Below are 12,404 nucleotides of genomic sequence, written 5' to 3' on the forward strand. Positions count from 1 at the left end.
TTATTTGCGTCCCCAAATTCTGATTACTGGTGTGGCTTTAGGATAGGGGAGGGATGGCAAGAGTATCGTGATGCCTGCTTTTAAGATTGGTCCATAGTCTGCAAGACCAAAATTTGCTGCATAGACGCGTTCAACGGCAAGCGCTTGCTGACCTTTGGTATAGTATTTCCAGCAAATGGCATCGACCATATCGCCTTCTTTGGTTACATAAAGGTCATTCATTGGTCTTCACCATATTCTCTTAATTTCACGCTAAATTCTTGTTTTTTCGGGGAGCCGTTATGATGAAAAACGCTTTGTTTTTCCTCTACGGAAAGAATGACAAATTTGCCTAAGATTTTGCCTTGACCGGTCACAAGGATGTGAGGTCCTTTATGTGCCATTTGTCGCAAATATTCGAGCTGTCTGTGACCACCTTTGAAATCTGGATAAATCACTCCTGCTAAAGAAAATTCCGCATTTGCAACAGCTGGCAATTGAAGAGCAGCCTTTCTTCCTAATCGCCCTTGCTCCACCCATGGAACCCCATAAGACATATCAAGGGTTTGATAAGCTGCTGTTTCAATCGAAAAAATAAAACCTCCCAAAGCTAACATCATGGTATCTAATCCGAAAGGCTAGAGGCTATGGCTAAACGTTGTTGCTTCGCATAGCGTTCAAGTGCTTGATTGACTGCGTCTCTGATTTCGTCCTTGAGACCATTTGGTACGGAAATATTTAAATTTGTAATGGTCACGCGGGCGTCTATTTCAACAGGCTTATGAACCGTAATTGGCTTGGAAACTTTGAAGGCACTCACTTTTGCATTTGGAGTTTCTATGTGTCCTGTTTCGACTATGCCTGTATTAAAACCACTTTTGCCTTTTCCAGATAGAATATTTGGAACAATTGCTGTGCCAACCATTCTCTTTACGCGCGCATTGGTTTCATTGGCAAAGGTTTTAATTGTTTGGGTTGAAGTTTTGTTGATTGTAGCCTTAAATTCTGACTTTTTCCCTCCCCAGCCAGGTATCCAGCTGGTTAATTTGCTTGTCATGCCATTAAACCATTCGGACAGCTCTTGCCACTTGCTTTTTATGCCCTCCCAAAGCCCGTTAATTAGATTGGCACCTGCTTCCATTAAATCGACGCCAAACAACCATTTAATCAGTTCATTGATTTTTTTTGCTATCCAATAGAGCGGGGAAAACTTTTTAAACAGAGTAAAGAGTTTATTGAAAACATTACTGAATAAACTGGCAAAAGATTCCCATAATTTGCTTATGAAGTTCACTACTGTATCCCAATTTTTGTAGAGCAGATATCCAGCACCTACAAGGGCTGCAATACCGCCGATAATCCAGCCGATAGGTGTGGTCATGATAGCAACACCAAGCGATATAAAAGCAGAACCAACGGCTGCTATTGCTGGAATAGCTGAAGCTATAAGAACTACTCCAACTGCGGCTAAAGATGCAGCCACCCAACCATTGAGTTTGTCCCAATATTTATAGAGTACAAAGAGCGCTGTAATACCGCCAATGAGCCAACCGATAGGCGTGGTCATAAGAGTATAGCCAAGCGTGACAAACGCTGCTCCCGCTGCAGCTAAAGATGCAATCAGTGGACCAAAAATAAATGAACCAAGGGCTACAAGGCCAACCTTAAGGAGGGTTATTTCACCAATCAACGGCTCTAGCCATTGAAACCAGCCTTTTATTCTCTCTGTGAGATCGCTTATGCCTCTTCTCAAATCAGAGGTAGGATTAAGCAAATCATTAAAGACTTTTCTTAGGTTTTTTGCCCATCCCGCAACGGTTGTTTGAATGAGGACACGGTTTTCATCAATCAACTTTGAAAAAGCATCAATCATATCATTGAGAATGGGCATAAAACGTGCGCCAATAAAGCTCGTGATACCGCCTATTTTTTTCTTAAAAGCACCAAGTTTGTCACTTAAATCTGCTGCATAGCGTGCGACATCGGCACCTATCAGCCATTTTCCTTTCCGCGCCTTTGCAAACAGTTCTTTGATTGGTGCCATGCCTTGCGCAAGCATGGCCGCCATTTCCTTGCCATCACCACCAAACAGCAGAGCGGCAATATGTTGTCTTTGTGCTTGATTTTTCATCTCACTCATCTTGTCGGTAATTTCTTCCAACAAAGCCGAATTTGATTTGAGTTTTCCAGAGGCGTCTTTTACAGAAATGCCAAGCGCCTCAAAGCCCATAATGCCTCTTTTTTGTCCGGCATATGCTTGTGCCGAACGCCTATTTAAAGTTGCCAAGGATTGTTGAAAAAGCTCGGCAGAATATCCTGAATTATCAGCAGCATCACCCCATAACTGAAGCGATGCAACACTCATGCCTAAATGGCGTGAGGCATGGTGAAGACTATCTCCAAGATGCATGGTTTTCATGGTGAGGGCGGTCACACTTGCCACAAGACCACCACCAGCAAGCCCTAAAGCACCGGTAAAGACCGAAGCACGGCTTGCCGCCGTGCTAAGAGCACCTTGAACACCATGAAGGCTTTTTGTCATGTTCTTTATAGCAGCAGAAAAGCGTGGCATACTTAATGTATGCGACAATTTCTGAAAACGCTCTTGTACACGTTTAAGAGGTGCGGTGAGTTTGTCTTCAAGAGACAATTTCACCTTTGCATCGGCAACTTTTTCACTCATTTTGTTTTATACCTTTCTACTGCTTGATTTTGCCAAAAGACCAATTCTTCCAGCTCCATTTCCATCATGTCTGAAAGTGGCCAATGAAAAGCAATGGCAATATCGGCTATGAGTTTCGTGGCAGTTTCCCAGTCTCGGAATCCTGCCGTTTGGTAAAAGACTCTGTTTTCTTTACAATAACATCCATATCGTAAGAATCGATTCCCTCAACGGCATCCATGGGCCAACCAGAAAGACGCGAAATCATTTCTAGTATTTGTGTAATATCTGGCTTTTTCTGTTTATAGACCTCATGCACATCTTTTGTTTTGGGGCGCCGTAAAGTAATTTCAGTGTGCTCTTTTCCTTCAAATGTAACAGGTACAAGTAATTCATATGTAAAGCTTGTTTGGACTGTCATTTTTATACTCCTAAATTTTCTCTGTGTTCTGCTAATTCATCAACGCCATTAAATTTTCTCACCATGTTGAGGGCGTCTATCTCAACAATTTCAACGTCTTTCTGGACATATTTAAAATAATGCAATGTAAAGGTAGCCGTGGAGGTTGCTTTGCTTCCCGGTTGCCATTCTGCCATTTCAAAACCTTTGCAAAGTCCTCTCATGGTAATGACAGCACCTTCTGCGGGTGTGCCTTGCGCTTGCATTGAACTTCGCAATGAAATGTTGACATCAGATCGTCCCAACAGCACCATCAATTCTGGAGAGCAATCAGAAATGGTCATGCTAAGCGTGAGAGTTTCAAGACCAAGGTCAATTTCAATGGGGGTTCCCATGCCGCCACCACGATAACTTTCAACAATCAAGTTCAAATTCGGTAACGTCACGCTTTCACATTTTGCTTGATAAGGAATGCCGTCGACAAAAATGTTAAAATATTTCAAAACTCTTGGTAAAACAGGGATAGTCATTAAAAAATCTCCTCTAAATAATCATTCACAATGCGTGAACGGAATGTGATGTGTTCTGCTGGTGTTGTTGGTGTGAATTCAACATTGAAATAGACTCTGCCGCTCTCAATAGCGCTTGCTGTGTTGAGCTCTGGATCAGGAGTACAATGCCCACCAAGGATGGCGCCTTGCGCTTTTAAATCACGCAAATAGGCATTGACGCTTTCACTTACGTCATTCATGTAAGTTTTTTTGACATTGCGGTCGACTGCCCATAGATGCCCGCGCAAAATGGCGTCATTAATCATATCGGCAGTTCTCACCACCGATAAAAAAGCAAATTTCGTATCGCTTGAAAGCGTACGGTTTCCCCATAAGCGATAACCATTTTCACGAATGATTGTTGTGATGTTTTGTTCATTGAGAAGGTTAGCGCGACTAGACCTGTCACCAATGGAGAAATCAATCGGACGCGCAGTTCCAACAATGCCATTAATCACTTTATTTGAAGGGGAATGCCAAAAACCGTTGTTAAAATCTGTTTTGGCAATGACACCAGCAACCGCTGCACTTGCAGGCTGCTCTACAATTTTTCCAGCACGATTCACCTTTACAAATGGATCAACCATGATAGCGCGCTTTGAATCAAAATCCTTTGCTGAGACAAGAGCTGCTTCATCCGTTGTGTTTGGTGCGTCAATCACTACAATGGCGCGTAGGCGTTCAGCAATGCCAATGAGTTCTGCTGCGACGGGGTTAGAGGTTGCTTGAATTTCAGCCTTAGCAGTCGCACCAGTGCCATCACCTTCAATCGTAATACTTGGGGCTGTTTGATAATCAAAACCATTTTCCTTGATGACAAGTGAGGTGATTTTCCCATCGGTAAGGATTGCTTCTGCTTTAGCACCATCAGCAATTTTAACGCTTGCTTTGGTGTAACCACTCCCTTGGTTTGTAACATCAATCTTGCTAAGGGTTACAGGGCGTTTATGCGTAAAACCTGGAGCAATGAGAATGCGTGGTGTTTGTCCAAGAGTGGATTGCGCTCCAATCAAAGCGTGAACACCTTCATAAGCACCATTTGCGTTCACACCGCCTAGAATATTAGTCAATGTTGTATTTTCATTGTCGCCTTCTTCTACCCGGACAACAACAACAATGGCACCTACTTGTTTGAAAATCAGATCAAGAGCACTGGGCAAAGTGCCACGTCGTTTCCCTGTTTTATCCAGTTTAGCTGCTTGTGAAAGAGAACCCGTTACCAAAACGGGTGTGTTAAGAGGAAATGCTTGTTCATCTGCATCGGGTGCTGTACCAACAATTCCGATAACGGCCGATTGTACCGCGCGAAGGGGACGGGTGCCGTCGTCAACCTCGACAACTTCAACACCATGTAGAAAACCTGTTGCCATGCTTTATGCTCCTTTAAATGAGGGATGAATTAAAATGAATGGGAAAAAATGAGGGGCGAAATGCTGTATTTTTTAGTGCTCGGCACCAAGAGATAAAAAAACTATCGGAAGCTGCTTGACATTATTTCTGTAATGTGTATTTTCGAATCAGGTGCTTGAAAAACACCTTAGAACCATAAGCGGATTGGTTACCGAAATAATCAGTCTTCTATACATTAAAGACTTTGACTCATTATATGCTACGTGCGTATAATAATATCTGTCGGGTGTGGTTACGCTATATAATACCCTCACGGGAAAGGTGTAACGACGGACTTATGGCCGTGTTTTTCAGCACCCGGCACTCTTTTCAGAGTGTCAATGAAAAACATCTAACCATAAGGAATTCATTATGAATACTCTTATAGAAATTAGAGAACAGGTTATTGATCAGGAAACTGTTCAAACTGTTAACGCTTGTGATTTGCATGCGTTTTTAGAAGTAGGTAAAGATTTCTCTACTTGGATTAAATATCGCATCAACAAATATAATTTATTAGAAAATCAGGATTATTTAGTTTTCACCAATTTTGGGGAAAACCTCCAAGGCGGTCGTCCCTCTAAAGATTATCATCTAACTTTAAGTGTAGCAAAAGAACTCTCTATGCTTGAGAATAATAAGAAAGGTAGAGAAGCTCGTTTATACTTTATCAAATGTGAACGGCTTTTAAAACAAGTAGCAACCCCACAGATAGCAACACCACAAGCTGACTATTCCAAACCGGAAGCATTACTTGGTGTTTTGAATCACTTACAAAGTCAAATAGAGCAGAAAGATCATGTTATTGCTAAATTAGAACCAAAGGCAAAAGCACTTGAAGGTTTAACACGCTCTGACGGTCTGTTCGGTCTTACAGAAGCGGCAAAGGTATTGGAGGTACGGTCAAAGGATTTAATTGACTACTTACGTAGCAATGATTGGGTTTATCGCCGTGCTCCAGGTTCTTCCTTGTTGCCTTATCAGGATAAGATAAAGAAGGGGCTTATGGATTGCCCGACCATTACCATTCAAAGACCCGATGGCACAGAAAAGGTTCTACCTTCAACCAAGATCACCACGAAAGGCTTGGCATGTTTGAGAAAACAAATCCATGGAGGTGTGCAATGAATACTAATATCGATTCTTTGTGTGATTTGTGGATAGCATTGTTTCAGCTTTGTAATCGTGATGGCATTGAAGGCGAAGAATCTAAAGCCATAGTTAATGCCATGAGTGTGATAGAAAAAGCTTTGGTTTCAAAGATCAAGAAAGATGCGTATATTGTTAAGCTTCTAGTAGTTCTTACAGATTTTGGAGATTCAGAGTTTCCTCGTGGTATCGATCCTTTGCTAAGAGCTTACGATCCAACGTTAGAAAGCCCTGTTAAGAAAGTGGCTTAGACTTAAAACATGATTTTATCTCCTCGTCTTTTAAGGCGGGGAGAAGATCAAATGCTTTCAAAATGGCACCTTCTTAACGGCTATGTTCCATTTGCACATCTACTTTTTTACTAGCTTCTAGTGTTGGAATAGAAGAGACATCTATATCCCGCAATGCATGCCATGTATCATAATTGGCTTGAAGTTGTAGCCATAAGGCAGGTCCATTGCCTAATAATTTGCCAATGCGAGCCGCTGTTACAGCCGTGACAGGGCGTTCTCCCTTAAGAATGCCATGGAGATGTTGACGTGATATTTGAAGAATCCGAGCAATTTCAGTTTTGCTTGTGTCTAAATGCTCCAAAGATTCTGCCAAAATTTCTCCTGGATGAGTAGGACAACGATTAGGATTGCGTGTGGTCATGGATAGTTTCCTTTACAATTGATTTTAAAATTTTCAATGGTATTGCTCTAGATCAACATGGTAAACGTGTCCGTCTTTAAATTCAAAAGTGATACACCAAGGACCATTGATATGGATTGTGTAGCGAGTCGGAGTAAAGCTTTTAAGCATATGAAAGTTATAACCTGGTATATTGATATCACTAACTTGAGAAGCCGCATCAAGGGTATCAAGACGGCGAATAATACGCTGTTGAAGTCTGCTATCAATTTTACTTTTTCCTGTTTCCCAGAGAGATTGTAGGTTTTTATTTTTAAATGTTTTGATCATAGCAAACTCAATAACTTTATTTTGAATAAGATGTAATGTATTAAGTGACAATTGTCAACAAAAATGTTACAGTTAAATATTGTTAATGCGAACACTGTAGAACTAAAAGAATTTAAGAAATGAATATCAAGCCTATACGCACTGAAAAAGATTATCAAGAAGCTTTAAAAATTGTCTGCAATGTTTGACAATCAGCCTCAAGAGGGGACTCCAGAATTTGATAGAATGAAAACTCTTGTTTCGTTAATTGAATCGTATGAAGCAACACACTATCCCGTTTAAGCTTTCTCTTGTGGTTTTTCCCCTACGCACACACAGCGTTAATCACATCAACAGCCGTGCCTTTTTGCTCAAGCTTGTTGATTTTGTCCACTTCATGCGTGAAGATAAGTACAGGTTCATTAAGGGGATAAAGTTGTGCATCGGCATCAGGCGCCGTGACAACGGCACCAATGGCCGTCTGACTAAACATCTCCAACGGCCGCGATTCTTCACCAGCCTCAACAAGGCGAATCCTATGATTAAATTCTGTTGCCATTTTGCTCTCCAAATCAATGAAGAGACCATAACAACAAACGAATGAGTACCATAAGCCTGACACTGTCAGTCAAAAAAAGACCTTTTAAAGGGCTTTTAAAGAGCGATAAAAGGGCTATAAAGAAAATATGCAAATCTATAAGTTATGAGAAAACAACTATCCATTAAACCATACCATAAGCAGTAAAAGAAAAAGACAGGTAATGCTTATAGGTTCCGTTACTGTCTGCATATATCCTGTGACTTCTCTTTGGTCAGCCGTGCATCTGCTTAATCTTTCCATAATCTTATAAGGACAGCACCATCAGCTCCAGCACCGCTTGGCGAAGAATCAGCATGCGAGCCAGCACCGCCGCCGCCAAAACCACGCCCTGCTTTTCCTGAACTATAGGAACCTTGCCCTATTCCTCCAGCGCCACCCCTTGATGTATCGCCTCCAGCATCGCCGCCACTCCCGCTTGTTTTTCCAGTGATGCCATTCATTCCAGGATTGCCACTCCCACCATTTGCAAAACCGGGCTTATCGTCCGTCGCTAAGCCAAAGTTTCCGCCATCTCCGCCAGAACCGCCAGAGCCTGAATAAGATGAAGAAGCACCATAGCCGTGGCGCCCTCCTGTAGCGGTAATAAAATTCTTTCCAACGATTGTTTTTTCTCCAGATTCACCTGAATAACCTCGACCTGCTTTACTAATACCTCCTTTCCCAATTACTATATCCTCATGCCCATTTAAACTGGCTTTATAGCCGTACCACACGGAACAACCGCCTCCACCACCTCCACCACCCAAATATGGAGTATCAGATCCACCACCACTACCGCCACCACCCCATACTTGAATTTCTACCTTGGTTTTATCTGTTACCCAATCGGGCCACTCAATTTTTCCATCTTGCGTATAGAGTAATTCAGCATCAGCAAGTGCCGGCCAATTTATAATATTCTCAATCAAATCTTTTTTAAGAATCTTTATTCCTGCCAAGATGGCCGCATCCACTTGCGCTTTTGTATAAACAAGATCACCATCGACTTTGAGTGGTCCTTTCAACGCGCTTCCTGTTGCGTTTAAACTTGTGATGACTTCATTATTATGGGTGAGATTCAGTGAGGTGTTATCCAAAAGCTCTAACCCACCACTCATGGTGACTTTGCTGGTAAATTTGTTGTAACTTCGCCATTCATTTGGCCGTGCTAAGCGGCCATAAGCTGTCATATCTTGATTAATCTTGGCTCTAAATTCATCCAATCCCACAATATCTTCGCTTTTGTGTTGGTGTGCTCCCAACAAGGAAACAGCACTGCCAAAGGTAAAGTTCTTGTTGCTTGATTTGTAGAGAACATAATTGTTGGCCGCATCACTAGCACCCTCGACATCGCTTAAATCAGCAAAAGTAAAAGTTTTGTCCGCTGCCATCTTGGCCTTAAGAGCCGCTTCAAGGTCTGCGACATCATCTATGGTGTGCGTATGCTTTGAAGGTGCCTTTTCATCTATCTTTTCCTCAACGTCCATTATGGCTTGATCAATTTTGCTTAAATTTTCCCGCAAAATTGGAAATTCAGAACTGATAAAGCGGCCTTCTTTGGGCAGTTCCATCTGCAATTTTTTTGTTTTGTCCATCTCTTTTCTCCCCTCACAATATGCCGGCACCAAAATCACGCACCATGGATCGTGCTGATGGATCACCCGTGAGTGTGAGTTTTAAGCGCGCCTGTTTGGCTGTTTTGTCACCACTGATGAATTTTCTCTCCACCCAAAGGGGCTCGGACAATTGTTCTGTATCCTCTAATGTGAGAGGGACAAAAGCACCATCATCTACTTGCATCTCCATGCTAAAAGATGAACCGCCCGGCAAAAATGTTTTGATATAGCTGGTCAATCGCGCCTTTTCGCCAAAGACAAAAGCACGGGTAATATAGGTTGCCGTTTTATGAATTTTTCCCGCAATCAACTGAACAGGAGCAAATAAAACCGGTGAGAGTTTTTCAGTGCCCTTGAGAATGGCACGAAGCTGAACCTTTTCACTGATATATTCGGTAAGGCTCAACAATTGAAAGGGTAGGAGTTGATAAATTGTGCCGTTGCTTCTTTCAATTTCAAAGATGACAGAACAATCGCTTGAAGGCAATTCAATGGCCGCACGAACTTGCAAATCAGAGCACTCAACAAGGTCAAAACTGCCAAGATCAATGGTTTTTTCTGTTTGTGTGTAGCGCGCAGCCAGCACCCGGAATGTCAAGGCCTCATCTTGATGGGCTGTCCAGCTTTGCGCATTAACAGAAGAAAAACGCGGCCCCGTCACATAAGGATGGCTTGAGACATATCTTTGCTTTTCTTCATCAAAGCCTCCAAGTTTTGCCAAAGAGACAGCATGCTCACCATCATCGGTTTTCATGACAAAGGCCGTTAAGCGGTCATTTGGTACCGTCAAGGGAACATCATAGCGTGCATGTGCCCATCCTGGTTCAGCTTCTTTCATGGAATAAGACGTTTGTGCTTGAATATCAGCTGTCGGATAACCGTTTTGAGTGGTGACCAAATCAATCACCAAATCATGGTTTCGATTGCCAATTTTACAAAGATGAAAGTCAATGCCGGTTATTTGCCGTGTTTCATCGGGAGTAAACACTTGCGCTTGTGGATCAAATTGTGTCCATATCCGCACCGTTGTTATGCGTCGCATCACTTTCACATCAATCACACCTTGACCGGTAAAAAGACCCGTAGCAGTCGTTCCACCTTTACCAACAGCCACAACGCTTTTTGTGCCAGAAAGAATGTTTTCAGGAATTTTAAACCTGCCTTCAATGCTACCGTTAGCATTGGCAACGAGGCGGTTCTTTGGCAAGACATTGACGCCATCAAAGGTAAGGCTCTCTAAGATTTCACCTTTGGCAAAGCCTTCAATTTTAAAGACAAGCTCTATTTTCCTTAAAAAATCAATTTGTTCCTGATGGGCATTGACCAATTCATCTTTTGTTTCCCTTGTCCGGATAGTGCTGCCACGATTCCAGCCCATATTCAGTTGATTGGTCACGCTTGAAAGCCAATGGGTGCGCTGTTCATGCCAAAAATCTGTCGCGGGGGTAAGTGTAACCGTACCGGGAAGTGGTGCAAAATTTTGGTAAGGGTTGATTTTTTCGCAAGCTGTTGTCAACTCTTGGGCGATAATCACTTCGTTTGTCCAGTCAAGCGTGACAGGCTCTTTCAGAGATGCAGTGTAAAATGTTGGATCAATGGCAAGCTGCAAAATGCCGTTGCCCACAGCACCTGTCTGCGTAAACCCTTCATCTCTGTAAGAGTCATCCAGAAAAGGGTCAGCAAACATACCTTTTTTAGCGACAGGTTCTTTAGAGTCAACATTGCTTTTAATGCGCTCTAACTGCATCAACCGGTCAAGGGAAAGTACCCGTTGAAAATAGCGCCACATCTCATCATAGGGGGCAACCCTAGTGCCATCATTGACAACAAGCGGCGTTTCAAGCCAATTATTGCTAATGGTTGCAAGGGATAACACATCCTCAGGGACACTTGGTGCCATGGGCTGATCCGCTGAGATGCCTTTGATATAGACAACTTTGCCTTGCGCATTCAACCCTATGCGATCAATACGCGGCAATTTGTAAGTGTAACTGACAATGATGTCACCGCCCTCAGCACCACCCGATACGGTAATTTCCTGTGCTGTCACTTTATCAGCACTCACCTGTGCACGATAGCGGTAAGTCACCTTATAGGTGCTGCCCGGGCGCGGTTCATCCCCCACGGGAGCCCAATCAATCGTATCGCCGGTCTTTTTAAAGTCCGTGCCTTCTTTAAATTCTTTATTCCCTTGAACAATTTTGACAAAAGAGGTGATACTTTTATCGGGAACGCCATCACGTCCTGAGACAATCGCACCGCGCGTTAGCGTGACGGTTTTTTCCTTTGTCAGCAAAACAGAATGAATATGTGCAATGGGGGCGTAATAAGTTTGAAAGGTAAAGCTTGTTTCCCCTGCTTTTGTCGAAAAGAGATGTGTTTCACTGGGAACCGCGCTTGTTGAAAAGTCCTCGAGTTCTTCATATCTCAAAGCTGCTAAGCGTTTGCGCTTAAAGCCGTTGATATTGGCTTCCCCTTCTTGAATGCTGAACCGTTGATTTTGTTCCTCTTTGCCCAAAGCTGTCACACGGCAACCGCTTACAATATAATGCCCATGGGCACGGTCGTAAGTGGCAATGGCTTGCATGGCCGGTTCAAGCAGCGAGGGTGATTTTTGATCAATCAGAACGCCATCTTGCAAAATATAAACCGGAAAGAAAGTGCCTTGCTGTGGATCATCTTTTAGTGCCCAAACAAGCTTTGCGACTTCACGCGCTGCTCCTGCTTCACCTTCAGCCAAGGTGCCTGGAACTTGCCCCAACAATTCTGGATCATCCTCATGGGTTATCCATTGTTTTTGCAGTTTAACACCAATTTCCATGCGCCCAATCATGGAAACATTGTTGAGTACAGCGGGTGCAACGGGAAAGATATCCCCTGCGATATAAATCTTGCCATCGGTTAAAGTGACCGTTTGGCTCTCTTTGTTCACAAAAGCATCAGCCCGTTCAACACGGTCACCTTCTTTGGCCACAAGACGCCCCAAGCGGTTATGCCGTCCCCTTATGATGGTTTGAACTTCATTTAGTTCCCCACTTTGAAGAAAGGAGCGTTCTCCATAAAACACAACACTTTGTTGCTCCTCTTTGCCGCGAGATCGGTCAATTGCAAAGGGTAAACCACTTTCATGCTTCAT

Annotated in this window: 13 protein-coding genes and 1 pseudogene; 2 read left to right on the plus strand and 12 right to left on the minus strand. The window is 43.0% G+C overall.

Translation table 11 applies throughout. The features are described from left to right. Genes V4P57_RS01105 through V4P57_RS01135 form a run of 7 tightly spaced genes read right to left on the minus strand, consistent with a single transcriptional unit; the run spans position 1 to position 4,962 of the window. A complete protein-coding gene (locus V4P57_RS01105) occupies positions 1-222 on the minus strand; it encodes a tail protein X (protein ID WP_455466373.1) in 222 nt (73 codons plus the stop codon). Then, positions 219-599, minus strand: coding sequence for a phage tail protein (locus V4P57_RS01110; protein ID WP_455466374.1), 381 nt, complete (start codon positions 597-599; stop codon positions 219-221). The genes V4P57_RS01105 and V4P57_RS01110 overlap by 4 nt, the downstream gene beginning before the upstream one ends. A 5-nt stretch (positions 600-604) precedes the next feature. Then, a complete protein-coding gene (locus V4P57_RS01115) occupies positions 605-2,662 on the minus strand; it encodes a phage tail tape measure protein (protein WP_455466375.1) in 2,058 nt (685 codons plus the stop codon). Next, a complete protein-coding gene (locus V4P57_RS01120) occupies positions 2,659-2,730 on the minus strand; it encodes a GpE family phage tail protein (protein WP_455466940.1) in 72 nt (23 codons plus the stop codon). The genes V4P57_RS01115 and V4P57_RS01120 overlap by 4 nt, the downstream gene beginning before the upstream one ends. Positions 2,731-2,768: 38 nt before the next feature. Further along, positions 2,769-3,062: a phage tail assembly protein gene (locus V4P57_RS01125; protein WP_455466376.1), complete on the minus strand. Its 294-nt coding sequence runs from the start codon at positions 3,060-3,062 to the stop codon at positions 2,769-2,771. Between the two features lie 2 nt (positions 3,063-3,064). Further along, a complete protein-coding gene (locus V4P57_RS01130; RefSeq protein WP_455466377.1) occupies positions 3,065-3,571 on the minus strand; it encodes a phage major tail tube protein in 507 nt (168 codons plus the stop codon). Next, a complete protein-coding gene (locus V4P57_RS01135; RefSeq protein WP_455466378.1) occupies positions 3,571-4,962 on the minus strand; it encodes a phage tail sheath subtilisin-like domain-containing protein in 1,392 nt (463 codons plus the stop codon). The genes V4P57_RS01130 and V4P57_RS01135 overlap by 1 nt, the downstream gene beginning before the upstream one ends. A 391-nt stretch (positions 4,963-5,353) precedes the next feature. On the opposite strand from V4P57_RS01135, the gene V4P57_RS01140 reads away from it, so the two are divergent. Beyond that, complete coding sequence (locus V4P57_RS01140) at positions 5,354-6,109, plus strand: antA/AntB antirepressor family protein (protein ID WP_455466379.1); 756 nt, start codon at positions 5,354-5,356, stop codon at positions 6,107-6,109. Further along, on the plus strand, positions 6,106-6,381 hold the full coding sequence (locus V4P57_RS01145; RefSeq protein ID WP_455466380.1) for a hypothetical protein: 276 nt from the start codon (positions 6,106-6,108) through the stop codon (positions 6,379-6,381). Before V4P57_RS01140 ends, V4P57_RS01145 begins: the two co-directional genes overlap by 4 nt. A gap of 73 nt (positions 6,382-6,454) precedes the next feature. Here V4P57_RS01145 and V4P57_RS01150 read toward each other — a convergent pair whose 3' ends face one another. The 5 genes and pseudogenes from V4P57_RS01150 to V4P57_RS01170 all read right to left on the minus strand — a co-directional run bounded on the left by V4P57_RS01150 (position 6,455) and on the right by V4P57_RS01170 (position 12,404). Further along, positions 6,455-6,784, minus strand: a complete 330-nt coding sequence (locus V4P57_RS01150) for a HigA family addiction module antitoxin (protein ID WP_455466381.1) — start codon at positions 6,782-6,784, stop codon at positions 6,455-6,457. Between the two features lie 33 nt (positions 6,785-6,817). Next, on the minus strand, positions 6,818-7,093 hold the full coding sequence (locus V4P57_RS01155; protein ID WP_455466382.1) for a type II toxin-antitoxin system RelE/ParE family toxin: 276 nt from the start codon (positions 7,091-7,093) through the stop codon (positions 6,818-6,820). Between the two features lie 307 nt (positions 7,094-7,400). Continuing rightward, positions 7,401-7,631: pseudogene (locus V4P57_RS01160) on the minus strand (phage tail protein); the annotation flags it as partial. A 269-nt stretch (positions 7,632-7,900) separates the two neighbouring features. Beyond that, complete coding sequence (locus V4P57_RS01165; protein ID WP_455466383.1) at positions 7,901-9,247, minus strand: Bgr_08870 family protein; 1,347 nt, start codon at positions 9,245-9,247, stop codon at positions 7,901-7,903. Positions 9,248-9,260: 13 nt separating this feature from the next. Next, the gene (locus V4P57_RS01170; protein ID WP_455466384.1) at positions 9,261-12,404 is read right to left on the minus strand and encodes a DUF4815 domain-containing protein; all 3,144 of its coding nucleotides are present in this window, start codon (positions 12,402-12,404) and stop codon (positions 9,261-9,263) included.

The organism is Bartonella sp. B39, assembly GCF_053795145.1.